The organism is Paenibacillus sp. cl123 (genome assembly GCF_900101595.1).
In the GTDB taxonomy this organism is placed as follows: domain Bacteria; phylum Bacillota; class Bacilli; order Paenibacillales; family NBRC-103111; genus Paenibacillus_G.
In genome coordinates, this window is record NZ_FMYY01000003.1 from 306,516 (window position 1) to 330,517 (window position 24,002).

The 24,002-nt window shown below is 55.3% G+C and carries 24 protein-coding genes and 1 other RNA gene; 24 read left to right on the forward strand and 1 reads right to left on the reverse strand.

Annotated elements, in window-relative coordinates:
* Window positions 1-526 precede the first annotated feature (526 nt).
* From BLR08_RS07985 to rnpB, 24 genes are all read left to right on the forward strand, one after another.
* Window positions 527-868, forward strand: coding sequence for a histidine triad nucleotide-binding protein (locus BLR08_RS07985; RefSeq protein ID WP_072328659.1), 342 nt, complete (start codon window positions 527-529; stop codon window positions 866-868).
* A gap of 131 nt (window positions 869-999) precedes the next feature.
* Window positions 1,000-1,173, forward strand: coding sequence for a 30S ribosomal protein S21 (gene rpsU, locus BLR08_RS07990; RefSeq protein ID WP_010491812.1), 174 nt, complete (start codon window positions 1,000-1,002; stop codon window positions 1,171-1,173).
* A gap of 12 nt (window positions 1,174-1,185) precedes the next feature.
* The gene (locus BLR08_RS07995) at window positions 1,186-1,629 is read left to right on the forward strand and encodes a GatB/YqeY domain-containing protein (protein ID WP_072328660.1); all 444 of its coding nucleotides are present in this window, start codon (window positions 1,186-1,188) and stop codon (window positions 1,627-1,629) included.
* Window positions 1,630-1,825: 196 nt separating this feature from the next.
* A complete protein-coding gene (locus tag BLR08_RS08000) occupies window positions 1,826-3,235 on the forward strand; it encodes an NfeD family protein (protein ID WP_072328661.1) in 1,410 nt (469 codons plus the stop codon).
* 36 nt (window positions 3,236-3,271) lie between these two features.
* Window positions 3,272-4,270 carry a flotillin-like protein FloA gene (floA, locus tag BLR08_RS08005; protein ID WP_305367645.1) on the forward strand — a complete coding sequence of 333 codons (999 nt, stop codon included), beginning with the start codon at window positions 3,272-3,274 and terminating at the stop codon, window positions 4,268-4,270.
* A gap of 39 nt (window positions 4,271-4,309) precedes the next feature.
* Entirely contained in the window at window positions 4,310-4,897 is a 588-nt protein-coding gene (locus BLR08_RS08010; RefSeq protein ID WP_072328662.1) for a hypothetical protein, read from the forward strand.
* A 324-nt stretch (window positions 4,898-5,221) separates the two neighbouring features.
* Window positions 5,222-5,500, forward strand: coding sequence for a sporulation protein YqfC (yqfC, locus tag BLR08_RS08015; protein WP_072328663.1), 279 nt, complete (start codon window positions 5,222-5,224; stop codon window positions 5,498-5,500).
* 21 nt (window positions 5,501-5,521) lie between these two features.
* The gene (gene yqfD / locus BLR08_RS08020) at window positions 5,522-6,703 is read left to right on the forward strand and encodes a sporulation protein YqfD (RefSeq protein WP_072328664.1); all 1,182 of its coding nucleotides are present in this window, start codon (window positions 5,522-5,524) and stop codon (window positions 6,701-6,703) included.
* Between the two features lie 19 nt (window positions 6,704-6,722).
* Window positions 6,723-7,685 carry a PhoH family protein gene (locus BLR08_RS08025; protein WP_072328665.1) on the forward strand — a complete coding sequence of 321 codons (963 nt, stop codon included), beginning with the start codon at window positions 6,723-6,725 and terminating at the stop codon, window positions 7,683-7,685.
* Between the two features lie 20 nt (window positions 7,686-7,705).
* A complete protein-coding gene (locus tag BLR08_RS08030) occupies window positions 7,706-9,937 on the forward strand; it encodes an HD family phosphohydrolase (RefSeq protein ID WP_072328666.1) in 2,232 nt (743 codons plus the stop codon).
* Between the two features lie 50 nt (window positions 9,938-9,987).
* Window positions 9,988-10,575 carry an rRNA maturation RNase YbeY gene (gene ybeY, locus BLR08_RS08035; protein WP_072328883.1) on the forward strand — a complete coding sequence of 196 codons (588 nt, stop codon included), beginning with the start codon at window positions 9,988-9,990 and terminating at the stop codon, window positions 10,573-10,575.
* The gene (locus tag BLR08_RS08040; protein WP_072328667.1) at window positions 10,572-11,273 is read left to right on the forward strand and encodes a diacylglycerol kinase family protein; all 702 of its coding nucleotides are present in this window, start codon (window positions 10,572-10,574) and stop codon (window positions 11,271-11,273) included. Before ybeY ends, BLR08_RS08040 begins: the two co-directional genes overlap by 4 nt.
* Window positions 11,274-11,304: 31 nt before the next feature.
* Window positions 11,305-11,721: a cytidine deaminase gene (locus BLR08_RS08045; RefSeq protein ID WP_072328668.1), complete on the forward strand. Its 417-nt coding sequence runs from the start codon at window positions 11,305-11,307 to the stop codon at window positions 11,719-11,721.
* Window positions 11,721-12,638, forward strand: a complete 918-nt coding sequence (gene era / locus BLR08_RS08050; protein WP_072328669.1) for a GTPase Era — start codon at window positions 11,721-11,723, stop codon at window positions 12,636-12,638. The genes BLR08_RS08045 and era overlap by 1 nt, the downstream gene beginning before the upstream one ends.
* 151 nt (window positions 12,639-12,789) lie before the next feature.
* Entirely contained in the window at window positions 12,790-12,933 is a 144-nt protein-coding gene (locus BLR08_RS08055; RefSeq protein ID WP_072328670.1) for a YqzL family protein, read from the forward strand.
* A 52-nt stretch (window positions 12,934-12,985) separates the two neighbouring features.
* Window positions 12,986-13,738: a DNA repair protein RecO gene (gene recO / locus BLR08_RS08060; protein ID WP_072328671.1), complete on the forward strand. Its 753-nt coding sequence runs from the start codon at window positions 12,986-12,988 to the stop codon at window positions 13,736-13,738.
* 326 nt (window positions 13,739-14,064) lie between these two features.
* On the forward strand, window positions 14,065-14,877 hold the full coding sequence (locus BLR08_RS08065) for a pyruvate, water dikinase regulatory protein (RefSeq protein ID WP_072328672.1): 813 nt from the start codon (window positions 14,065-14,067) through the stop codon (window positions 14,875-14,877).
* A 100-nt stretch (window positions 14,878-14,977) separates the two neighbouring features.
* The gene (locus BLR08_RS08070; RefSeq protein WP_072328673.1) at window positions 14,978-15,430 is read left to right on the forward strand and encodes a YaiI/YqxD family protein; all 453 of its coding nucleotides are present in this window, start codon (window positions 14,978-14,980) and stop codon (window positions 15,428-15,430) included.
* Between the two features lie 50 nt (window positions 15,431-15,480).
* On the forward strand, window positions 15,481-17,322 hold the full coding sequence (dnaG, locus tag BLR08_RS08075) for a DNA primase (RefSeq protein ID WP_072328674.1): 1,842 nt from the start codon (window positions 15,481-15,483) through the stop codon (window positions 17,320-17,322).
* 46 nt (window positions 17,323-17,368) lie between these two features.
* The gene (gene rpoD / locus BLR08_RS08080) at window positions 17,369-18,493 is read left to right on the forward strand and encodes an RNA polymerase sigma factor RpoD (RefSeq protein WP_072328675.1); all 1,125 of its coding nucleotides are present in this window, start codon (window positions 17,369-17,371) and stop codon (window positions 18,491-18,493) included.
* 138 nt (window positions 18,494-18,631) lie between these two features.
* Entirely contained in the window at window positions 18,632-19,480 is an 849-nt protein-coding gene (locus BLR08_RS08085; protein WP_072328676.1) for a hypothetical protein, read from the forward strand.
* Window positions 19,477-20,259, forward strand: coding sequence for a tRNA (adenine(22)-N(1))-methyltransferase (locus BLR08_RS08090; protein ID WP_072328677.1), 783 nt, complete (start codon window positions 19,477-19,479; stop codon window positions 20,257-20,259). The genes BLR08_RS08085 and BLR08_RS08090 overlap by 4 nt, the downstream gene beginning before the upstream one ends.
* The gene (locus BLR08_RS08095; protein WP_072328678.1) at window positions 20,226-21,341 is read left to right on the forward strand and encodes a Nif3-like dinuclear metal center hexameric protein; all 1,116 of its coding nucleotides are present in this window, start codon (window positions 20,226-20,228) and stop codon (window positions 21,339-21,341) included. Before BLR08_RS08090 ends, BLR08_RS08095 begins: the two co-directional genes overlap by 34 nt.
* A 161-nt stretch (window positions 21,342-21,502) precedes the next feature.
* Window positions 21,503-21,936: RNase P RNA component class A (gene rnpB, locus BLR08_RS08100), an RNA gene on the forward strand.
* A gap of 63 nt (window positions 21,937-21,999) precedes the next feature.
* Here the strand turns inward: rnpB and BLR08_RS08105 are convergent.
* Window positions 22,000-23,913 (reverse strand): S8 family peptidase, encoded by a 1,914-nt coding sequence (locus tag BLR08_RS08105; protein WP_072328679.1) that lies wholly within the window; start codon window positions 23,911-23,913, stop codon window positions 22,000-22,002.
* Window positions 23,914-24,002 lie beyond the last annotated feature (89 nt).

The window sequence follows — 24,002 nt, forward strand, 5'->3', positions numbered from 1 at the left end:
GTTCTTTCGAGGGAGATTCATTCGTGTTTTAGCAGCGGCCGGCTTTTCTTGCGAGCAGAAAGCTTCACCGCGCTTTATCGCTCTTTAAGTGAAGTTAAACCTCTTTTACGGCGCGATTTGTAAGCTTTGCTGCTTACCGCATACCCTCGCATAAACGCGAAAAAAGTGTGCTGCCTCTCTAGACAAGCTCACGGAGTGACGCGTAGAAATTCGGGGGCTGCTCAGCTGACACCAATGGACTGTGTCTTAATCACTGATTTTTCATCCCATGGGACCGGCACGTGTAACTCTAGGCCCGCCCGCGTCTTAGAGCAGGTTACCCGTTTGCGCTTCGGCATTTTAAGCACTCCGGCGCGCTTAAATAATCGGCGAGCTGGCGATCCAGCGATCAAACCGAGCTAACGATCACGATGAAATCTCTTTACATCCTCTTTTTACAGCTCGCCGTCTTGCATTTTTCTTTTGTCCGAAGTTCATGTATCATAAGAGTTCAGGAAGATATACAGGATGCAGGAGGGGAACGAGCGTGGATTGTATTTTTTGCAAAATCGTCGAGGGGACGATTCCTTCTACCAAAGTTTTCGAAGATGATCGGGTATGCGCATTTCTGGACATTCAGCCGTCCGCGCCCGAGCATGTGCTGATCATTCCCAAGAAACACATCCCGTCCGTGAACGGGCTTGAGGGGGAAGACTTCTCCCTTATCGGCGACATTCACCGGGCTGCCCAAACGATCGCGAAGGAGCGGGGAGTGGCCGATTCGGGCTACCGCTTGATCACGAATACCGGACCGGACAGCGGACAAGTCGTATTTCACCTGCATTATCATCTGCTTGGAGGGGAAAAGCTGGGGCCGCTGAACGCCTGAAAAGGGCTGCGGAGCCTTCCTTTAAGAGTTTTCTATTCTAGGTTGACACCTGGTTAGTCGTTGCCCTATAATGAAGTTTGATGAATGTCTTTTATCGTCTTGGACGGTCTGTTCGGAGGGAGGGAAAACTGGTGTCAGAAACTCGAGTTCGCAAGAACGAAACGATAGATGCTGCACTCCGCCGCTTTAAGCGTTCCATCGCTAAAGATGGCGTGTTGGCGGAGGTTAAGAAACGGAAGCATTATGAGAAGCCTAGCGTCAAACGCAAGAAGAAGTCTGAGGCTGCTCGCAAGAGAAAGTTCTAGGGGGCTTAATCGATGAGCTTAAGCGACAGATTAAACGATGACATGAAGCTCGCGATGAAGAGTCAAGACAAGTTTAAACTCTCCGTTATCCGTATGGTTCGTGCCGCTATCAAGAACATTGAGATAGATCAGCGAAAACCCTTGGAGGAACAAGAAGTTCTTGATGTTCTGAATCGTGAGGTCAAACAGCGCAAAGATTCCCTCCAAGAATTTGAAAAGGCCGGTCGTGAAGATTTGGCCGAAACACTCAGGGCCGAGATCGCTATATTGATGGAATACATGCCGCAACAGCTTTCCGATGAAGAAGTAAAAGCCATTGTACAGCAGACCATCCAAGAAGTGGGGGCTTCTTCAAAAGCGGACATGGGTAAAGTCATGAGCGCATTGATGCCAAAGGTAAAAGGACGAGCTGACGGCAAAGTCGTCAATCAGTTCGTTCAGCAATTGCTTACTTAACGATCATGAGAAACACTCCAGTCCAGGGGTGTTTTTCTTTATTTTAAGCTTTTTTTAAGCTTCTTTTAAGGTTCTTCAGGTTTCTTTGAATCGTATCTCCGTCTGCTGCGTATTACTTGCTTGAACAGGCAATTCTAAGAAAAAGCTGCGCGTTGGCCCCGCCGGGCAAAGTCAGTTAAGTGAGGAGGTTTAGGCCATGAACGTCGTACTTCCGTATTGGCGGAAGCGCTTTACGGGGCGGAACCCGCTCAAGCTGCTGCTGCTCTCGGTGCTGCTGGCTCTGGGACTGCTGCTTCCGCATTTCGGCGCCCAAGCGGCGGCAGAGGCTCCGGCTTCCTCGCCGCCGCTTGCCGCGCCGGTTGTGGTCATACCGGTCAAGCAGACGATTGAGAGCGGGCTGGAGCAATTTCTGAAGCGAGCTCTGAACGAAGCGCAGGAGATGAGGGCGAAGGAGATCATCCTGGAGATCGACACGCTTGGAGGCAGTGTGGAATCCGCGGCGAATATCGGGCAGCTGGTAAAGGAAAGCGGTATTCCGACCGTCGCTTACATCAGAGGCAAGGCGATTTCGGCAGGTACCTACATCGCTTTGAATGCGAACCGTATCGTGATGGAGCCGGGCAGCTCCATGGGGGCCGCCGCCGTTGTGGATGGAGCCGGCCGGGAGATCGAGCAGGTCAAGGTAATTTCCTACTGGTCAGGCCAGATGAAGTCTGCTGCAGAGCTGCGCGGCCGTGATCCGCATGTAGCGGAGGCGATGGTGGATAAGCGGCTTGGCATCTCCTTGCCGCAGATCGGCCGCGAAGTGGCCAAGGGAGATATTCTGACGCTTACTGCCGAGGAAGCGGTAAAAGTAGGGTATGCGGAGGCGCTGGCGGCAGACCGGCAAGCGGTCGTGGCCTTTATCCGCGGCGAGGCGCATCCGCTTGTGGAGATTGAGCCGGGGCCGGCGGAGAAGCTTTCACGGTGGGTCACTCAGCCCTGGGTATCGATCATGCTGCTGCTGATCGGCATCGCGGGCATCGCTATCGAGCTCTTCGTCACCGGGTTCGGCATCGCCGGCATTCTTGGAACGCTGGGATTCGGCCTTTATTTTTTCGGCCATTACCTGGCGGGCTTCGCGGGGGTGGAAGAGGTCGTGCTGTTTATAGCCGGTTTGCTGCTGCTGGTCATGGAGATGTTTGTCGCCAGCTTCGGCATCCTGGGCGTGCTTGGAGCGTTATGTTTATTCGGCGGTGTCGTGCTGTCCGCTCATAACATGAAGCTGGGCATGGCGAACCTCGGCATAGCCTTCGTGCTTGCGGTTATCGTGGCGGTCATCGTCCTCCGCATCTTCAGGCATCGCGGCGTCTGGAACCGATTTATTCTGAAGGACAGCTTGTCCACGCAGGCCGGTTATGTATCCGCGGTGAGCCGAGTGGAGCTGCTGGGCCAAACCGGTCTTGCGATCACGCCGCTGCGTCCGGCCGGCACGGCCGCCTTCGGCGAAGAAAAGCTGGATGTCGTGACGGACGGCGAATTTATACCCGCCGGCTCTCAAGTGGTCGTCACGCTCGTGGAAGGCTCGCGTATTGTTGTAAAACCCAGCAAGAACCCTTCGCTCTAAGAAGGGATACAGATTCGCAAAGGAGGATTTTTGCTTATGATAGACACAGGCGTCATCTCAATGCTCATTTTGGTGGTCGTAGTCATTATCGCGCTGTCCGTGTTTTTTACTTTCGTTCCGGTCATGCTGTGGATTGCGGCCTTGGCTTCGGGCGTTCGCATCGGCATTATTACACTTGTGGCGATGCGTCTCAGACGGGTTATCCCGAGCCGTATCGTGAACCCGCTGATCAAAGCGACAAAGGCCGGCCTCGATGTGTCGGTAAACCAGTTGGAGAGTCACTTCCTGGCAGGCGGTAATGTGGACCGCGTAGTCAATGCGCTGATCGCGGCTCATCGGGCCAACATCCATCTGGAATTCGAGCGCGCGGCCGCAATCGATCTGGCGGGCCGCGACGTTCTCCAGGCTGTCCAGATGAGCGTCAATCCGCGGGTGATCGAGACGCCGACGGTGTCGGCGGTAGCCAAGGACGGGATTGAAGTGAAAGTTATCGCCCGGGTGACGGTGCGGGCCAACATCGACCGGCTCGTCGGCGGCGCAGGCGAGGAGACGATCATCGCGCGGGTCGGCGAGGGGATCGTTACGACGGTCGGTTCGAGCAATTCGCATAAGGACGTGCTGGAAAATCCGGACATGATCTCCCGGACAGTGCTTGGCAAAGGGCTGGATGCAGGGACTGCGTTCGAAATTTTGTCGATCGACATCGCGGATGTGGATGTAGGCAAAAACATCGGGGCACATCTGCAGACCGAGCAGGCGGAAGCGGACAAGCGAATCGCGCAGGCGAAGGCGGAGGAACGGCGGGCTATGGCCGTTGCCCAGGAACAGGAGATGAAGGCGCGCGTCGTCGAGATGAAGGCGAAGGTCGTCGAGTCCGAATCCCAGGTGCCGCTTGCGATGGCCGAAGCGCTGCGCGACGGCAAGCTTGGGGTCATGGACTATATGAACCTGCAGAACATCGAAGCCGACACCCAGATGAGATCGAACTTGGGCAAGTCCAATGATTCCGGGCAGAAGCCGGGCGGGGATGTTTAACCCTCCGGGGACTCAGGATCAGAAAGGCGGTGAGCTTCGTTGAGAGTGATCGAGTTTTTGCTGCAGAATTGGGTGGTTGTAGCGATCGCCTTTTTTGTCCTCAGCTCCATGTTCAGAAAGGGCGGAGCCCGTTCCCGGGATACGGAGTCGGGCCAGGGCCGGGGAAGGCAGCAGGGGGGAATGCCGACCTTTGGAGGCGGTCCGGGCAAGCCCGGGAGACCGTCGTCCCCGCTTGGCGGAGACAGATCCGGCTGGCCGACCTCTGCGGAGGCTCCGCCGGTCCGCCGGCAGCAGCCGTCAGGTCCTGTACCGGGCCAGCCGCAGCGGAGAGCGTCGACGGGGCGGCAGGACGCCGCAGAGCGCGTCGACGTATCCGGACGCTCTTGGGACCTGCCGGAAGCCGCTTCCCGCTCGGAGGCGGCGTCCCGGACGGTTAGGCAGGATGCTGCGGAGAAGCCGGGCTCACAGCCGAGTCCGGCGCCGGCAAGCCGCTTCGGCGATTCGGGCAGTTCCCGGGCATCCGAAGGGCTGCTCGGCGATCTCCGTCCCGAAGAGGTAGCCCGTGGAGTGCTGTGGGCCGAGATTTTGGGACCGCCTCGTGCCAAGCGCCCCTATCGGCGCCATTGACAGCGATCCTAGCTGATGAATAGGAACAGCGGCCAAGCGCCGTCTTCACAAGTCACTGTGGAGACGGCGCCTTTTTGTGTTCGCGAACAACCTGCAATTCCGCCTTCCGCCGCCTGCCGAGGCCGGCATCAGCCCCGCCCCAGCCCCGTATGACGGGGCAATTGGCGCGGCAGGCATATTCTTCAATCCGCCGCATATCGTGTAAATAGCCCGAGATTGGCCCGCTGTCTGCACGCAAGCCCTAAGTCCGTATAGGGGATGGGGCAGCGTTAAGGGGACGCGGATCTGACATGGAGCTCCGCAAGCTGCCGGAGGAGGTTAGGTATGCGCAGTCTAACTCGCAAAATTAATCAAATAACGGCAAAACTGCTCGACTTGCCTCAGGATGTCGCCTTGGACTTGCCCCGGATCACGATGATCGGGAATATGCAGCTGTACATCGAGAATCATCGCGGCGTTATTCATTTTTCCGACGAATCTCTGAAGCTGGCTCTTCCGAATGGGAAGCTGGAGGTGGTCGGCTCCAATCTGGTTATCCGCGCTATTATGCCGGACGAAGTTATGATCGAAGGAACCATCCGCGATGTCCAATATATGCTATAGTCCGGAAAGGGGTAGAGAGCGTTGAAGCAATCGTTCATTGGACGTCTGCAAGGTTTTGTGCGGGTTGAGGTGACGGGGGGGCGGCCGGAGCGGCTGGTCAATCTGCTGTCGGAGAAACGAATGTCCGTCTGGGACATTCGTTATCTGGATCAGCACCGGATAACGTTTCATATCACAGTCCGCGACTTTTTCCGTCTTCGTCCGCTTCTGAAGGAGACAGGCTCGGGACTGCGCATCCGCGGCAAGGAGGGGATGCCCTTTTGGCTGGACAAGCTGGAGAAGCGCAAGTTTTTCGCGATCGGCCTGCTGGGCTTCGTGATAGGGATTTATTTGCTCTCGTCGATGGTGTGGCAGGTGAAGGTGGAAGGAAATGAGACGATCACGCCTGAGCGAATCTTGCAGGCGGCCAAGGAAGAGGGGATTTTCCGGACACAGTGGAAATTCCGCCTGCGCGAGCCTTCGGAGCTGGCGCGGGGCCTTCAGAGCAGGCTGCCGGATGCGGCATGGATCGGTGTGGAGGTGCGGGGCACGCATGTCATTGTGAAGGTGGTCGAGGCCCGGATTCCGGTGAAGCCGCCCTTGATGAATCCCCGGCATCTGGTCGCCTCCAAAAATGCGCTGGTGACCGACATATTTGCCGAGAAGGGGCGTCCGCTCGTCAAGCCGAATACGTATGTGCGCAAGGGCGATATATTGATCTCGGGGCTGCTGGGGGATGAGACGAATACGCAGACGGTGGTGGCAAGCGGGACGGTCAAAGGAATTGTGTGGTACAAGCCGACGGTGGAGGTGCCGCTCGTCCGCTCTTATAAAGTATATACAGGCGAAAGCAAGCTGCGTTCTTATCTGGTGCTGGGAAGCCGGGCCGTGCAGCTGACGGGCTACGGGAGCATGCCGTTTGAGCAGACGGAGACGATTCAGGACCGCAAATCGCTCAGTTGGCGTTCTTATGTGCTGCCGATAGGCTGGCTGAAGGAGAAGGTGATGGAGGTGCAGATTCAGGAGCACCCTCTTGAAGCGAAAGAGGCGGCGGCTATCGGGCTTGAGCAGGCGAAGGCCAGTATTTTGTCAGAGTCTGGCAAAGGTTCCAGGGTTATATCGGAAAAAATTTTGCATGAGAAGGCGGAGAATGGTAAAGTTTATATGGAAGTACTTTTAGAGGTCGAAGAGCCGATCGCAGTAGAGCAGCCGATTGTGCCATAACCTTCATAAGGAGAATTGGATGGAACAAGCGACAACGGTGAAAATATCATTGAAAAATCCGGCCGAAGGCCAAGCGCTCTTCGGTCCGCAGGACAAGTTCCTGCATCTGATCGAAGAGGAAGTGCAAGCTTCCATCTTCACGCGCGAGGAAGCGATCGTCATCCAGGGAACCCCTGCAGAAAGCGCCAGGCTGGAGCATCTGTTTACGGTACTGCTTGAGTTGATCCGCAACCAGTATGTGCTGACGGAACGGGATGTGAACTATGCGCTGGACTTGTCCCGCGAACTGAAGGCCGATCAATTGCTTGACCTGTTTAAGGGCGAGATTGCAGTTACGCATAAGGGCAAGCCGATCCGGGTCAAGACGATCGGTCAGAAGCAGTATGTGAACGAAATCAAGAAGAAAGACATCGTATTCGGGATAGGGCCTGCCGGCACGGGCAAGACGTACATCGCCGTCGTCCTGGCCGTCGCCGCGCTGAAGGAAGGCAAGGTCAAGCGGATCGTGCTGACGCGTCCTGCCGTAGAAGCGGGCGAAAGCCTCGGATTCCTGCCTGGAGACCTCCAGGAAAAAGTTGACCCGTATCTACGCCCATTGTATGATGCTCTTAACGACGTGCTGGGACCGGATCAGGTTCTCAAGTCGCTCGAGCGCGGTCTGATCGAGATCGCACCGCTGGCCTATATGCGCGGAAGAACGCTCGACGATTCGTTCATCATTTTGGATGAAGCGCAGAACACGACGCCCGAGCAGATGAAGATGTTTCTCACCCGTCTTGGCTTCGGCTCCAAGATGGTCATTACGGGCGACGTGACGCAGATCGACTTGCCGCGCGGGAAATCTTCCGGACTTGTTGAGGCGCAGCGCATCCTGAGCAGAATTGAAGAACTTGGCTTTATTACATTTGCAGAGCAGGATGTCGTCAGGCATTCGCTCGTTCAGAAAATCATTGTAGCCTACAATGAAGACAAAGAAGGCTGAGAAAGGGCTGACCTTTCATCATGAACAACCGCGTTTCCATTCAGGGCAAATTTCAATACCGGCTTGCCGGCTGGAGATACAGCGCCATCGTGCGCTTTCTTCTATTTTTGGCGCTGGCGATGTTTATGTATGCGGCGCTGCTGCATAGAATCGTCCCGCAAACGTATGATATCCAGCTTAACTCGCTCGCGGAGAAGGATATCCCGGCTCCGCGGGCGATTCTGAACGAGGTGGAGACGGAGAAGGCCAAGGAAGAGGCCGCTGCCCGTCTGCAGCCGGTCTACAAGGTCGTGTCGCTGAAAAATGAGACGGCGGTCGAGCTGATATTTGAGAAGCTGCAGCAGATTAACGCTGATACGGAAGTTTCGCTTACGGATAAGGTCAGCATCTACAGAACGGTCATTCCGACGATGATCAAGGACCATCTGAGCCGCCAGTTGAAGCAGTTCGAGAGCACCGGACAATACAGCGCCGAGCTGCTCGCCGAGATGCGCAAGGCGTTCGACGAGCAGCAGTACCGGATTCCGGAGGAAGCGTTCTACAAGCTGCCGCGTCTGACCAGGGAGGATCTGACCGAGATGGAGCCCGTCTCGCGCGATATCGTGCTGCGTCTGATGACGGACCAGCTCCTCGACGCTCAGGTGGGCCGTGCGAAGGTGGCCGAGCTGGTCAACGCTTCGAACTTGTCGAAGAACAATGTGCGCGAGCTCGTGCAGGAGCTGGTACGCGCTGCCTTAACGCCCAACAAGTTTTACGACCAGAAGGGCACCGAGGAAGCAAAGGGGCATGCCCGGGACAATGTCAAGCCCGTCTATATCAACAAAAACGACGTGCTTGTACACAAAGGCGAACTAATTACCGAGGAGCTTTATCAGAAGCTGGCTGCGCTGGAGCTGCTGAAGGACGAACGGAGTTATTGGCCGCATCTGGGGCTGCTTATATTCGTCACGTTATGTTGTTTGCTGCTGTTTATGTATGTGAAGCAAAGCGCGCTGCCCGTGAGCCATAACAATGTTCAGCTCGTCATGCTGGTCCTGATTCTATTCGTAACTGTGACGATTATGAAAGTATTTTCGATGATGCAGGGGCTGGAATATCCGTTTATCGGCTATTTGGCGCCGGCGGCGATCGGAGCGATGCTGATCACGATTTTGCTGAACCCTCAGCTCGCCTTTGTGTCCTCCGTGATCTTCTGCGTGATGGCCAGCATTATTTTTAACTCGGATCAGGTACAGGTATTCGATTTCCGCTACGGATTGCTTACGCTGGGCACCTCGTTTGTCGCTATCTTCTCGATTCAGCGGGCGAGCCAGCGCTCCTCAATCCTCAAGGCCGGCATTATGGTGTCGCTGCTGGCGGTTGCGCTGGTCGCTTCGATGATGCTGTTCGAGGAGCAGGAGACGAAGCGGGAGGCGATCTTTGCAGCTTCCTTCGCGCTTGGCAGCGGCTTGCTGACGGCGGTGTTCGTGATCGGTCTGCTCCCATTCTTCGAGGCGGCCTTCGGCATTCTGTCGCCGCTTAAGCTGGTGGAGCTGTCCAACCCGAACCATCCGCTGCTGCGGAAGCTGCTTACGGAAACGCCGGGCACTTATCATCATAGCGTGATGGTGGGGAATTTATCCGAAGCGGCCGCCGAGGCGATCGGAGCGGACGGACTGCTCTGCCGAGTAGGCGCGTATTACCATGATATCGGCAAGACGAAGCGGCCCAGCTATTTTATTGAGAATCAGACGAACATCGAAAATCCGCACGACAAGATTGACCCGGCGCTCAGCAAGTCGATCATCGTCGCCCATGCGAGAGACGGCTCCGAGATGCTCAAGGAATTTAATATACCGAAGCCGATCCGCGACATTGCCGAGCAGCATCACGGCACGACCTTGCTTCAGTATTTTTACCACAAGGCCCGCAAGCAGGCGGAGGAACGGGGCGAGGAGCCGCCGGAGGAGCAGGAATACCGGTATCCGGGGCCGAATTCGCAAACGAAGGAAGCCGCGATCGTCGGCATCGCGGATTGCGTAGAGGCGGCTGTCCGTTCTTTGCGCAACCCGACGGTCGAGCAGATCGACTCGATGGTCCGCAAAATTATTAAGAGCCGGCTCGATGACGGGCAGTTCAATGAATGCGATCTGACGATCAAGGAGCTGGATCAAATCGCCCGCACGCTGAATGAAACCTTGCTGGGAATTTTCCACTCCCGGATCGAGTATCCGGCTGAAGCCCAGGCTCCCAAAGCGGAGGCTGCCAAGTGATTTCAAACTGAATTATGAATATGAGCGATTATTATGAAAAGGGTGAGCCTATGAGTTTGCGTTTGTCCTGGAATAATGAACAAACGGCCTATGAGATCACGCCGGAGCTGGTCGCCAAGCTGGAGGAGCTGCTGAAGCTGGCGGGGAAGGCTGAGGATGTCCCGCATGGCGAGGTGGCTCTGACCTTTGTCGACGATGCGGCGATTCAAGAGCTGAATAAACAGTACCGCGGCCTGGATAAACCGACCGACGTCTTGTCCTTCTCCATGCAAGAGCTGGGAGAGGACGAGATCGAGATCATTTACGGCGATGAAGAGTACGATGTGGAAGAATTTGAATTCGCCGATGCGGCCGAAGGGGCCGAGCTGGACGGCGCGGAGGAGTCGGACATCCGGGAGGATGGCGATGAGGATGACGACGAAGGCTATGAGGAACCGCTTGGCGATGTGATCATTTCCGTGCAGCGCGCTGTTGCGCAAGCGGAGGAGTACGGGCATTCGGTCGATCGCGAGCTGGGTTTTCTGTTCGTGCACGGATTTCTGCACTTGATCGGTTACGATCATCAGGAAGAGGAAGAAGAGAAGGCGATGTTCGGCAAGCAGGAGCGTATTCTGCAGCAGGCGGGCCTTACGCGTTGAGACAGCCCGCCAAGTGGGAGAGAAGCTTCCGGTACGCCTACGAAGGCGTCAAGTACGCGCTGGCTACCCAGCGCAATATGAGGTTTCATTTTTTTGCGGCCTTTGCCGCGCTGGTAGCCGCCTTACTGTTTGGCTTGCCGAAGACGGACGTGCTGTTTCTCCTGCTTGCGGTGACGCTGGTCATCGTGACGGAGCTGATAAATACCGCGATCGAGAAAACGGTCGATCTGGCGATGCCGGACATACATCCGCTCGCCAAAATCGCCAAAGACGTAGCTGCAGCCGCGGTATTGGTGACTGCGGCTTTTGCCGTTATCGCAGGCATGATCGTATTCTACGAGCCCGTCGATCACTTGATCCGCGCCGGGAGGGTCAAGGAGGGCCATGCGTTTACGGCAGGCGCTGTGTGGATTTTGTTATCCTTGGTCATCCTAAGCGTTATCGTCATTCAGACCCGGTTCACCGACAAAGGAAATTGGGTAAAGCCAAGCCTGCTTAGCGCCGTCGCCTTCGCGGTGTCTACGCTGATCGCTTATCGTACCGATGATACGCTCGTATCGCTGCTTGGATTTTTGCTGTCGGGCGTTCTGTCCCTCGCGCTCCACGACAAGCGCAGACGGCCGCTGAGCTCCTTGCTGCTGGGCGCTTTGCTTGGCAGCCTGATTACGGTGTTCAGCTTCTATCTCTACACCCTGTAGCCTATAGCCCTCGGAAAAGGAAGTGACGTCTATGCAAGCGAGTGAATTGATCGAACTGGCCAGACAAGCCCGCGAAAGGGCCTATACTCCCTATTCCCGGTTCCAAGTGGGCAGCGCGCTGCTCGACGCGGACGGACGCGTGCATCTCGGCTGCAATGTGGAGAATGCCGCCTTCGGTCCGACCAATTGCGCCGAGCGGACGGCGCTTCACCGCGCGATCGCGGACGGAGCGGCCCCGCGCTCCTTCAAGGCGCTGGCCGTGATCGGGGACACGGCTCAGCCGATCTCGCCTTGCGGCGTCTGCCGGCAGGTGATGGTGGAGCTATGCGCGCCGGATATGCCGGTGTATTTGGCCAATCTGCGCGGCGACGTCGCGGAGACAACCGTAGCGGCACTGCTTCCCGGCGCTTTTACATCTCAAGATTTGGACGGAGGAACAAGTAACTGATGGCTTCTACTGACAAAACGCGCCAAGCGCCCTTTAAATCGGGTTTCGTCGCTATTATAGGGCGTCCCAACGTCGGGAAATCGACGCTTATGAATCAGGTAATCGGACAAAAAATCGCGATCATGTCCGACAAGCCGCAGACCACCCGCAACAAAATTCATGGCGTCTATACGACAGACCAAGCCCAGATTGTCTTCCTGGATACGCCGGGCATTCACAAGTCGCAGTCCAAGCTGGGCGATTACATGATGAAGGCGGCAGAGAGCGCTCTGAAGGAAGTGGAAGCGATTCTGTTCCTCATCGATGTTGTGGAAGGCATCGGCGGCGGGGACCGCTATATAATCGAGCAGCTGAAGAAGGTCAATACGCCGGTCATCCTTGTGATGAACAAAATTGACCAGGTGCATCCGGAAGCGCTCCTGCCGATCATCACAACGTACAAAGAGCTGTATCCGTTCGCTGAGATCGTTCCCATCTCTGCGATGAACGGCAATAATGTCAATACGCTGCTGGAGCAGATCGTCAAGTATTTGCCGCCGGGCCCGCAATATTATCCGGCCGACCAGATCACCGACCATCCGGAGCAGTTCGTCTGCGCGGAGCTGATCCGGGAGAAGATTCTGCATCTGACGAGAGAGGAAATTCCTCATTCGATCGCTGTCGGCATCGAGGATATGAAGGTTCAGGACAACGGAGTCGTGCATATTTCGGCCGTTATCTACGTGGAGCGGGATTCCCAGAAAGGGATCATTATCGGTAAAAGCGGTGCGCTGCTGAAAGAGGTCGGCAAGAAGTCGCGCGCAGATATCGAAGCCTTGCTCGGTTCCAAGACGTTTCTGGAGCTGTGGGTTAAGGTGAAGAAGGACTGGCGCAATCAGGAGCGCGTGCTGAAGGACCTCGGCTTCCGCCACGAATAGGCGCTTTGGTCCGTTTCAAGAGCAATACGGCAGGTTAATGGGAGTCATACATGCCAGTTTTTGTACCGTATACTTCAATGAGCTTCGTATCATCCTAAGCTTATAAACAGGTATTGTATACTAATACAGGTCACGAAGGGGAGGATGAACCATGAAAGATTTTTCGTGGAAGTATTTTTCAATGACCGGCGACGTGGATGCCTACCTGCTTTATAAAGAGTCGAACGGTGAGGAACCCGAGGCCCAGGAAACCGAAGATTTTCTCGCGGCTGAAAACGAGGAATGGCTCCAGTAAGACGCAAATCGATTCTATAGCGTGCCCCGGGCAGGCAGGAAAGAGGCTGCCGATGCAGTACAGACTGCAAGGAATTATTATCCGCAGCATGGATTATGGCGAAGGCAACAAGATCGTCACTTTATTCACCAGAGAGCATGGCAAGATGAGCGTTGTTGCCCGCGGCGCCAAAAAAGTCAAAAGCCGGTTCGGCTCAGCCGTTCAATTATTTACGCTCGGCGATTTTTCTTTTTTCAAATCGGGCCAAAACGGGCTCGGCTCGATGAATCAGGCGGATATCGTGGAAGCTCATCATGCGCTGCGGGAGGATTTGCACCTCGCGGCGTATGCTTCGTATTTGGCCGAGCTTACCGACAAGATGTTTGGAGATCATGAAGGCCATCCTTATTTATATGAGCAGCTGAAGGGAAGCTTTCAGGCCATGGATGATAAAAAGGATGCGCAAATCGTCATGCATATGTATGAGATCAAGATGCTGATACAGGCCGGCTACTCGCCAGAGCTGCATCAATGCGTCGTCTGCGGCTCCCAGAAGGAAGCGGTTGCGCTAAGTGTCGGGCTTGGAGGCATCCTGTGCGAGATGTGCAAGCTGCGGGATCCGCAAGCCATCGCCTTGGCGCCGGCTGTGCTTAAACTGCTGCGTGCATTTGCCCAGACGGATGTGAGACGGCTGGGAGAGATCAGCGTCAAGGAAGCGAGCAAGCAGGCGCTAAAGCATATTTTGCGCGCATATTTCGACCATCATGTCGGAGTACGGTTGAAGTCCCGCGACTTTATCGAGCAGATGGAACGGTACGGCATTTGATGATCATGGAATAATTGTTTGCAAACCCGCTATAATGGTATCATTATATTTTTTTATGAAACTCTCGTTACAGAGTCTGTCAAGTCAGGGCTTTGGTTAGCGGGATTTTTTTAGAGTCAAGAAAGTTTAACATCACTAAAGCAGGTAAAGCGCGGCAAAACTTTCTGCTCGCAAGAAAAGCTATCGCTCATGTATCTTCTTCGAATTGGCTCCGAATAGGAGCTTTTCTTATTGCCTGGCTGAAACATCCTGATACATATTTTCGTACTAGAGAAAGAAAGGCGAACATATATACTCCATTTTATACTTAAAGGGGCGGTTATCTGATGGAAATGCAAGTAAAGCCGGTCATATTTGTCGCATCGGACTCGGCAGGGGATACGGGAGAGGCGGCAGTCCGGGCCGCCGCCGTACAATTCGAACCGCTGCAGGTCGAAATCAGACGTGTGCCTTTCCTGCACGATACATCCGACATTGACCGGTTAATTTACCATGTGCTCGAGCGGAAGGGCGCGATCGTATTCACCCTGGTGCTTCCAGTGCTCAGAGATCACCTCATTCAGGAGTGCGAACGCAAAGGCATCTTGTACATCGATTTGCTCGGGCCGATTATCCGCACCTTGGAGAGTACGCTGAATCAGGAGGCGCGTCATGAGCCCGGGATGATTCATCGGCTGGACGAGGATTATTTCAAAAAGGTCGAGGCCGTGGAGTTTGCCGTGAAATACGATGATGGCCGCGACTTCAACGGGGTGCTGCAGGCGGATATCGTGTTGGTCGGCGTGTCGCGGACGTCCAAAACGCCGCTCTCCATGTATTTGGCCCATAAGACGTATAAGGTGGCGAACGTGCCGCTAGTGCCCGAAATTGCGCCTCCTGAGCAGCTGTTCACCGTCTCTTCCCACAAAATCATAGGACTGCGCATCGACCCGCTTAAGCTCAATGCGATCCGGACCGAACGATTGAAGGCGCTGGGCCTGCCCGGAAATGCCACCTATGCCAATACGGAACGCATTCTCAAGGAGCTGGAGTTTGCGGACAACATTATGAAACGGATCGGCTGCGAGGTTATCGACGTATCGAATCGCGCCGTGGAAGAAACGGCCAGCCTTATTATCGACATATTGCGTTCCAGATAAACAATCAAATCCTATTCTTTGAAAACACAGCAGGATTTTTTGTAATTTCATCGTATATAATATTACGGAAGCTTCAAAGTCATGAATGCGGTGGTAACCTATGACGTATAAACTGATTGTAGACGCTGATGCGTGCCCCGTTAAAGCGGAGATCCGCCGCGCTGCGGCAAGCTTTGGCCTGCCTGTGACAATGGTTGCCTCCTTCGACCATCGTCTGCAGCCTGAAGAAGGGGTGGAGATTGTCCAGGTCGACCGTTCCGATCAGTCGGTGGATCTGTATATCGCCAACAAGATTCGCCCGGGAGACATACTCGTTACCCAAGACTTCGGACTCGCCGCCCTGGCTCTCGGCAAGAAGGCCCATGCGATTTCGAATCGCGGACAGCTATTCACGGAACGGACGATCGATTTCCTGCTGGAGCGACGTCATGAGCAGGCCCGATTGCGCCGCGGAGGAAAGCATACCAAGGGGCCGAAAGCGATGACCGATGAGGATCGGGAGGAATTTCTACAATCTTTGACAAAACTTTTAACCCGGTTGCAGGAGAATTGAACGAAACAGCGAATAGTTATACGTGTTAATCGGATTGTAGGTGGATTAAGATGAGTAACGGACGCATACCTGATGATGTCATCGACGCTGTGCTTAAGGCTCATGATATTGCGGAAGTCGTCGGCAGGCATGTTCATTTAACGAAGCAGGGCCGGTACCTCAAGGGGCTTTGTCCCTTTCATTCCGAGAAAACGCCATCCTTCACGGTCTCGCCCGAGCGGCAGACGTTTCATTGCTTCGGCTGCGGAGCCGGGGGAAGCGCCATCCGGTTTATTTCGGAGATCGAGGGCTTGTCCTTCGGGCAGGCGCTGCGCAAGCTGGCGGAGGAGGCCGGATTGCAGCTCAATCTGGGAACGGCCGGCGGAGAAAGAAGCGAGCCCAGGGAGAACCCGGAGCGCATCAAGCTTCAGGAAGCCTATGTGCTGGCCGACAAGCTGTATCAGTATATTCTCCATAATACGGAGCAGGGCAAGGCTGCCAAGGATTATCTGAAACGGCGCGGCATCTCTGAAAAGCTGATGGAAGCCTTCGGCATCGGCTATGCGCCGATGCGCTGGGATACGTTGGTGAAGCTGCTGGAAAAAAACGGTTTTTCATTGCCGCTGATGGAGCAAGGCGGACTGATCTCTGCCAAGCAGGACGAGACCGGTTACGTCGACAAATTTCGCGACCGGGTGATGTTTCCGATCAAAGATTGGAAGGGGCAGACGATCGCCTTCGGCGGCCGTTTAATGGGCGAAGGTCAGCCCAAGTATATGAACAGCCCCGAGTCGATGTTATTTCACAAAAGCAAAACCTTGTACAACCTTCATATGTCCAGACCTCACATCCGCAAGACGCAGGAGCTAGTATTGTTCGAAGGTTATATGGATGTGATCCGTTCCTGGGATGCAGGCGTTTCGAATGGCGTCGCGACGATGGGCACGGCCTTGACGCCGGAGCATGCGGAGGCGATTCGCCGGCTGGCTGAGCGGGTGACGGTTGCTTATGACGGGGACAGCGCCGGCCAGACCGCCGCTTATAAAAGTATCCCGATTTTGGAAAAGGCGGGGTGTCAGGTTCGGATTGCAGTGCTGCCGGGCGGTTTGGACCCGGATGAGTTTATTGCCAAGCACGGTTCTGAGCGATTCGTACGCGAGGTGATGGAAGCCGCCGTACCATCGATCAAATATAAACTTCTTTATTATCGCCGGAACTACAGGATGCAGGAGGATGGAGAGAGGCTTAGATACATTCAGCAAGCGCTGCGTTTGATAGCGGGGCTGCCGTCCCCGATTGAGCGGGAGCATTACGTGAGAGATTTGACTTCAGAGTTTCGTTATTCCTACGAAAGCGCGATGCAGACGGTTAACGAGATCCGCTTGCGGGAGGAAAAAACCGACAGCACCGGGGATAATAAACCCAATCCGTGGAATAATGTTAGGCATGATGATGTCAAACCGCGTGAGAAAACCCCGAAAATCATTCCAGCCTACCAATTCGCAGAACGCCAGCTGCTAGCCGTTATGCTGCTGGACCGGGATGTAGCGCAATATGTCGAACGACGCTTGGGCGACGGGTTTAACCTGGATGCGCACACGGCGATTGCTGCTGGACTGTACGCTTTCTACGGGCAAGGCTATGAGCCGAATGCAAGCATGTTCATCGGGATGCTTCAAGATGACCAGCTTGAGAGCTTAGCCAGCTCCTTGACCTTAATAGATAATCGCAGCGGCGTGAATGAAGCCGTGATCGACGATTATATCCGCGAGATTAAGAAGTACCCGCTTATGCAGGAATTGGAACAGAAAAAAGAATTGATCAAGCAAGCGGAACGGGCGGGAGACATCCCAAGAGCTCTGCAGCTCGGCAATGAAATCATATCCTTGGAAAAGCAGTTGAAGTCATCCTGATGTTGTGAAGGTTTCGGGAGTTTCCAAGGAGGAGGGAGTCCTAATCATGGCGAACGATCAACGCACGGAAATAGAGACAGAGCTGACGCTCGAACAAGTCAAAGAACAATTGATCGAGCAAGGCAAAAAGCGTTCGGCTATCACCTACAAAGAGATCATGGAGAAGCTGGCGCCCTTCGATCAGGATCCGGAGCAAATCGACGAGTTTTTCGAGCAACTCCAGGAGATGGGGATCGATGTCGGCAACGAATCGGATGAGGAAGAGGAGCTCGGCGGGGGAAGATTGGAGCGGGAGCATGACGATTTCCACTTCGATGATGACCTGTCGCTGCCTCCCGGCATCAAAATCAATGATCCCGTGCGGATGTACCTGAAGGAAATCGGCCGGGTGCCGCTGCTCTCCGCCGAAGACGAGATAGGCTTGGCCAAGCGTATCGAGCAGGGGGACGAAGAGGCGAAACGCCGGCTTGCGGAAGCGAATCTGCGTCTGGTCGTAAGTATCGCCAAGCGTTATGTCGGACGGGGAATGTTATTCCTCGACCTGATCCAGGAAGGAAACATGGGTCTCATCAAAGCGGTCGAGAAATTCGATCATGACAAAGGCTTCAAATTCAGTACGTATGCAACCTGGTGGATTCGTCAGGCGATTACGCGGGCCATCGCGGATCAAGCGCGTACGATCCGGATTCCGGTACATATGGTGGAAACCATCAATAAGCTGATCCGGGTATCGCGGCAGCTGCTGCAGGAATTGGGCCGCGAACCTACGCCGGAGGAGATCGCCAAGGAGATGGATCTGAGCACCGATAAAGTTCGGGAGATTATGAAAATCGCTCAGGAGCCGGTTTCTCTCGAGACGCCGATCGGCGAAGAAGACGATTCGCATCTGGGAGACTTTATCGAGGATCAGGAGGCGCTTGCGCCAGCCGATGCCGCTGCCTACGAACTGTTGAAGGAACAGCTGGAAGATGTGCTGGATACGCTGACCGAACGGGAAGAAAACGTGCTTCGTCTCCGGTTCGGACTTGATGACGGCCGCACGCGCACGCTTGAGGAAGTAGGCAAAGTATTCGGCGTTACACGAGAGCGTATCCGTCAGATCGAAGCCAAGGCGCTTCGGAAGCTGCGCCATCCGAGCCGCAGCAAGCGGTTGAAGGATTTCCTCGAATAAGCGCTTCAAGTGCTTTATTTTAGGCGAGTATCTATGATGACCTTCTGCGACCGTTCGCAGCAAGGTCTAATTTTTTATTCCCCTGCAACCGATAATGAGTATGGAAGAACATGACATGGCGTGGGGGAGCAGCCGGATATGGATGAGAAAAAGAAATTATTAATCCGCGAGATTGAGCACTGGCGTCGCAGCAGGCTGCTGCCGGAGCAATATTGCGATTTCTTGCTGAATATTTATCTGGAAACGGATCAGGACAAATCGGCGGCTGTCGCCTCCGGGCCCACCATTCTCGGGTTATCCTCCGCGAGCATAGGAAACAGTAATTGGAAAATATGGATGCTTGTTTTGCTGGTGGCGGGCGGTTTATCCTTTGCTGCTCTTAATTTTAACGCTTTTGAATTACCATTGCAAATGGGCATCGCCTTCGCGATTCTTTCCGCATTATATATATGGGGTGGCTCGAAGCGGGAGAGGGAGCCGATGGCATCTCAAATCCTGCTGGGCATGGCCTCGTTATTCCAGCTGTTCATCGGCGTTTACTTAATGAAGCTGCATGGCGTGGAAGCGGCCGTGCTTGTCGTTGGCTATGTCTTCCTAACGAGCCTGGTCTGGATCGTCACCGGCTTGGCGGCCAAGCTTGCGTTGTTTCAATTGTGCGGCTGGGTTGTGCTCGTCTTCTGCTACGGTTGGCTGCTCCATCATCAGCTCGATACGATCAACTGGGTGACGCTGGAGCTAAGCTGGACGCCGCTTGCCATCCTATTCTGCTGGATGTCGTGGATGGTGCATGAGAAGAGCAAGCAAATCGGACTTGTGTTTTTCCTGCTCGGTTTGATCGTTTGGTTTATGCCCGAGTTGTATGGTATGCTATATGCCGAGAAGTATGGAGCGCAGACGATTCAATGGTTGCTGCTCGGCAAAATGTGCGTACAAGCCGCCGTATTATTCGCTTGGCGCAAAAAATGGACGGTGTGGGTATTATCATGATACGTTTATCGAAAAGGCTGGAGCTCATTGCAAATCAAGTACCCCAAGGAAGCAGGCTGGCGGATATCGGTTCCGACCATGCTTTGCTTCCTTCTTACTTGGCATCGCAAGGCGTGATCGGCAGCGGAGTGGCCGGTGAAGTCAATAGCGGTCCTTATGAGGCTGCCTCCAGACAGGTGCGTTCAGCGGGCTTGAAGGAGCGGATTGCGGTCCGTCTGGGCGACGGCCTGGCGGTTATCGAGCCGGGCGAGGTGGATGTCATTACGATCGCCGGCATGGGCGGCGCGCTGATCGTCTCGATATTGGAAGCGGGTAAGGCCAAGCTGAGGGGCGTGAGCCGGCTGGTCCTGCAGCCGAACGTAGGCGAGGACGCGGTGCGCGGCTGGCTGGCGGACAACGGCTGGCTGCTCATAGGCGAGCAGATTTTGGAGGAAGACGGAAAGATTTATGAGATATTAACGGCTGAGAAAGCTTCGGAGGGGACGGAGGAAGCAGGCCGCGCGGATAGTTTGTATGAGCCGCGAACTCTGGCGGGAGGACTGACCGTCTCCAAGGAGCTGCTGATTCGCATGGGACCCTACTTGATCGATGAGGCTTCCTCGGTGTGGAAAGCCAAGTGGCGGCTGGAGCTGGACAAGCTGGAGCATATTTGCTCCCAAGTGGCCCGTTCGGATACTGATGCCGCTCGGGTGAAGGAGCGGGAGCTTCGTGCGGAGATGAGACGAATCGAGGAGGTGCTGGAAGCATGTACGCCAAAGGACAAGCCGTCATTCAATTAATGGAGGAGCTCGCTCCTAAATCGTATGCCGTCGAAGGCGATAAAATCGGGCTGCAGCTCGGTACGCTGCAGAAAGAAATTCCGGCAGCGCTGATCGCTCTGGACGTAACCGAAGAGGTGGTGGAGGAAGCGATTCGGGAAGGCGCGAATCTGATTATCGCTCATCATGCGATCATCTATCGGCCGCTTGCCCATCTGCAGACAGACACTCCGGCCGGGCGGATCTATGAGAAGCTGATCAAGCATGATATTGCAGTCTACATCGCGCATACGAACCTGGATGTGGCGGATGGGGGCATCAACGATATGATGGCCGAAGCGATCGGCCTGCAGGTGACGGAACCGCTGGATGAGGTGCATACGGACAAGCTGAAGAAGCTCGTCGTCTTCGTGCCGGTCGATCATGCCGATCAGGTCAGATCGGCCATGTTCGAAGCGGGAGCCGGCAGCATCGGCGATTACAGCCATTGCAGCTTCAACATCGAAGGGACAGGCACGTTCAAACCGGGCGAAGGCACGAATCCCTACATCGGCCTTCAGGGCAAGCTGGAGCGCGCGCAGGAGATTCGCATCGAGACGATCGTGCCGCAGAGCGCGGAGCGCCGAGTCGTGCAGACGATGCTGAAGGCTCATCCTTATGAGGAGGTCGCGTATGACCTCTATGCTCTGGATCTGAAAACCCGCACATTCGGACTCGGCCGGGCCGGTAAGCTGCAGAGCCCGGTGACGCTTCAGGAGCTGTGCGAGCGGGTGAAGACCGCTTATGACGTTCCAACGCTTCGGGTTGTAGGAGACCCGGACCGCCTGATTAAAAAAGCGGCCGTTCTTGGAGGCTCAGGAAGCCGTTATGTGCGTCACGCGATATTTGCAGGGGCCGATGTGCTGATTACCGGGGACATCGATTATCATACGGCGCATGATGCGCTGGCTGCGGGCATCGCATTGATTGATCCGGGCCATAACGTGGAGAAAATCATGAAGCAGGGCATCGCCGACTACTTGCAGCGCAAGCTCGACGGGCGCAAATGGAACACGAAGGCGATTCCGTCGAAGGTGGATACGGAGCCGTTCCGGTTTGTGTGAAGCCGCTGTTGAAGCTGGCTCTGGGGGAGGCTGCCGTGCCGGTTGCGTAATCCTGACCAGCCGGGCGGGCAAACAGAGGATAAATCCATCCGCTGTCAGATCAAGGCACTTGAGTTTTCGGCCGAATCGCTGTATACTAGCAAATGCATCTGTTGCAAAAGAAAGTTTGACAGACAATCGCTGGCGGCTTCGGCCGCGAGAGGAAAGTCCGGGCTCCATAGGGCGATGATGCTGGATAACGTCCAGTCAACGCGAGTTGAAGGCTAGTGCCACAGAAATGGACCGCCGATGGCTGCTTTGCTGCATCGCGCTTCGGCGCGGTGTGCGGAGCTTCACAGGCAAGGATGGAACCGTGGTGTAAGAGACCACGAGGAGCCATGGTGACATGGTTCCTGGTAAACCCCATCTGGAGCAAGACCTAATGGAACGCTAGCTCCCTTGAGGAGCAGCCTCGGCCCGGGGCGCGTTCGGGTTGGTCGCTGGAGCCGGTCAGCAATGGCCGGCCTAGATAGATGATTGTCGCTTCCATGGTGGCAGGGTGGCCCCCGTTATGACCACTGGCAGCACAGAACCCGGCTTACGGCAAGCTTTCTTTCAGCCATATGCCAACCGATGCTTATGTAGCTATGAGAAAAACCGCCTCGTGAGGCGGTTTTTTTCATGATCCGAACAACGTTCTCAGCCAGTCCGACCACGATGAACCGAGATTGGTATTGTCTACGGCCGAATGGTTCTGCTGCTGGCCCGCCGCCTGCGGCCGGGCGGCCTGCAATGCTCGCGCGACGTCAATCAAGCCATATCCGTAATATTTATCCTTGCCCTTGGGTCCCAGATCCGTCGCGGTATCACGCATTAGCTGCATGACTTCCGTGTTCTTAAGCTCCGGATTGGCCGAGCGGATCAACGCAGCCAGCGCCGTCACATGGGGACTGGCCATCGAGGTGCCGGATAACGCCGCATATTGATTATGCGGGTACGTGCTGGCGATGCTTACCCCAGGGGCTGCGACATCGATATAATCGCCGTAGTTGGAGAAGGAAGCTTTGGACTTGTTCGAATCGACCGCCGCTACGGCAAATACCTCGGGATAAGCCGCCGGAAATCCGGGGGTTTCGGTATTGTCATTGCCGCTCGCTGCGATCATCACGACGTCACGGTCATACGCATATTTGATGGCATCGTGGAGGAACTGGGCATCCGCGTAGTTGCCCAGGCTCATGTTGATAACTTTGGCGCCGTGATCGACGGCCCAGATGATCCCTTGGGCTACCGCATAGGTGCTTCCGGCCCCCGTAGCGTCCAGCACTTTGACCGGCATGATCCGGTTATACCAGCTCATTCCGGCCACGCCGAGATTGTTGTTGACCAGCGCGCCGATCACGCCCGCGACATGCGTGCCATGGCCGACATCGTCCTGGGGATCGCCTTCCTGGTTTACGACATTGATGCCGCTCACGAGCTGATCCTTCAGATCGGGATGAGTCAGGTCTGCTCCGGTATCCACGACCGCTACGATAACTTGCTCGGACCCTTTTGTAATATCCCAGCCTGCCTCCGTTTCGATCTGCGGCAAATTCCACTGGTAGCGGCGGTATAAAGCGTCGTTAGGGCGGAACACCTGCTCCCGGGCGTCTGAGGGATCCGGTTGAGCGGCCATAGGGGCGCTGCGAGAATTGGTCAAATACAGGAAATGCGGCTCTGCATAAGCCACGTTCCATTTCCGGAAATAATGGACGAGCGCCTGAGCCTCCAGCTTGTCCGATTCAAATACATACGTATAGCCTAGCTTGCGAACCAAGCTGCCGCCAATTTCGCCGCTGATTTGTGCGAGGCTGGCTTCGGTAGGCTCTTGATTGAAGCGGACGACGACCTGATTTTGGTGATAATGGCTCGTTCCCTGATTATCCTCGGGATGATCGACATGAACGTCCTTCAGCGTTTTGGAATCAACCGACTCGATTTTATAGCGTCCTTCGGCCGGATAAGGCACAAGCCGAAGATTTTTCCGCTGATGATCGGCTACCTGGTGAAGAATATGCTGCTGCACGACCGCAATGATGCCATTGCCGCTGCCATTGCCATTGCCGCCGTTGTCCGCCGACGGTTCTCCAAGCACGAAATACCGGCGTCCGTCAATATCGAGCTGCTCGGACTGATACGCTTCTCCGGCATCAAGACGCTTCTTGGCCTGATCAATGGCGGCTTGAGTCTGACTGCGGATAGACTCACTCAGAGAGCCGACGGTATCGCTTTGACTAAGCGGCTTGCTCCGTTCGGAGCGGACCAGCCACTCCATATGCGGATGGTCCTGCTGCAGCCGGGCGAGCAGCTTCGGTGCGCTCGATCCGGGGTCTGACCCTATAGCGCTGCCGACACGGCGAAGCTCATAGCTGCACTGAAGCCGGCATAGCTCATCGGTGCGGGCAACATCCTGGTTCATGGTCGCTTCCTTCATGCTGAGCTCCGTCTGGGGCGACAAGGCTTCCGGTAGGGGGGCGTTGTCCCCGCGGGGAAAGAGCAGTAAAGCGCCGGCGAGAACGGCAAGCGCGGTAAATGCATATTTTCTCATCATTATCCTGCCTCCTGCAGCGAAAGAATCGATAAAGCTACTATTCCCTCGGTCGCCTGAGCCCATCAACAGTAAAGTTACCCATTGGATAC

Excerpts from the sequence above, each read along its gene's own strand:
- BLR08_RS07995 (WP_072328660.1), top strand. The coding sequence starts at position 1,186 with ATGAGCTTAAGCGACAGATTAAACGATGACATGAAGCTCGCGATGAAG.
- BLR08_RS08030 (WP_072328666.1), top strand. The coding sequence starts at position 7,706 with ATGAACAACCGCGTTTCCATTCAGGGCAAATTTCAATACCGGCTTGCC.
- dnaG (WP_072328674.1), top strand. The coding sequence starts at position 15,481 with ATGAGTAACGGACGCATACCTGATGATGTCATCGACGCTGTGCTTAAG.
- era (WP_072328669.1), top strand. The coding sequence starts at position 11,721 with ATGGCTTCTACTGACAAAACGCGCCAAGCGCCCTTTAAATCGGGTTTC.
- BLR08_RS08090 (WP_072328677.1), top strand. The coding sequence starts at position 19,477 with ATGATACGTTTATCGAAAAGGCTGGAGCTCATTGCAAATCAAGTACCC.
- BLR08_RS08065 (WP_072328672.1), top strand. The coding sequence starts at position 14,065 with ATGGAAATGCAAGTAAAGCCGGTCATATTTGTCGCATCGGACTCGGCA.
- yqfC (WP_072328663.1), top strand. The coding sequence starts at position 5,222 with ATGCGCAGTCTAACTCGCAAAATTAATCAAATAACGGCAAAACTGCTC.
- BLR08_RS08095 (WP_072328678.1), top strand. The coding sequence starts at position 20,226 with ATGTACGCCAAAGGACAAGCCGTCATTCAATTAATGGAGGAGCTCGCT.
- recO (WP_072328671.1), top strand. The coding sequence starts at position 12,986 with ATGCAGTACAGACTGCAAGGAATTATTATCCGCAGCATGGATTATGGC.
- BLR08_RS08055 (WP_072328670.1), top strand. The coding sequence starts at position 12,790 with ATGAAAGATTTTTCGTGGAAGTATTTTTCAATGACCGGCGACGTGGAT.
- BLR08_RS08070 (WP_072328673.1), top strand. The coding sequence starts at position 14,978 with ATGACGTATAAACTGATTGTAGACGCTGATGCGTGCCCCGTTAAAGCG.
- BLR08_RS08000 (WP_072328661.1), top strand. The coding sequence starts at position 1,826 with ATGAACGTCGTACTTCCGTATTGGCGGAAGCGCTTTACGGGGCGGAAC.
- BLR08_RS08085 (WP_072328676.1), top strand. The coding sequence starts at position 18,632 with ATGGATGAGAAAAAGAAATTATTAATCCGCGAGATTGAGCACTGGCGT.
- floA (WP_305367645.1), top strand. The coding sequence starts at position 3,272 with ATGATAGACACAGGCGTCATCTCAATGCTCATTTTGGTGGTCGTAGTC.
- BLR08_RS08105 (WP_072328679.1), bottom strand. The coding sequence starts at position 23,913 with ATGATGAGAAAATATGCATTTACCGCGCTTGCCGTTCTCGCCGGCGCT.
- rpoD (WP_072328675.1), top strand. The coding sequence starts at position 17,369 with ATGGCGAACGATCAACGCACGGAAATAGAGACAGAGCTGACGCTCGAA.
- BLR08_RS08025 (WP_072328665.1), top strand. The coding sequence starts at position 6,723 with ATGGAACAAGCGACAACGGTGAAAATATCATTGAAAAATCCGGCCGAA.
- BLR08_RS08045 (WP_072328668.1), top strand. The coding sequence starts at position 11,305 with ATGCAAGCGAGTGAATTGATCGAACTGGCCAGACAAGCCCGCGAAAGG.
- ybeY (WP_072328883.1), top strand. The coding sequence starts at position 9,988 with ATGAGTTTGCGTTTGTCCTGGAATAATGAACAAACGGCCTATGAGATC.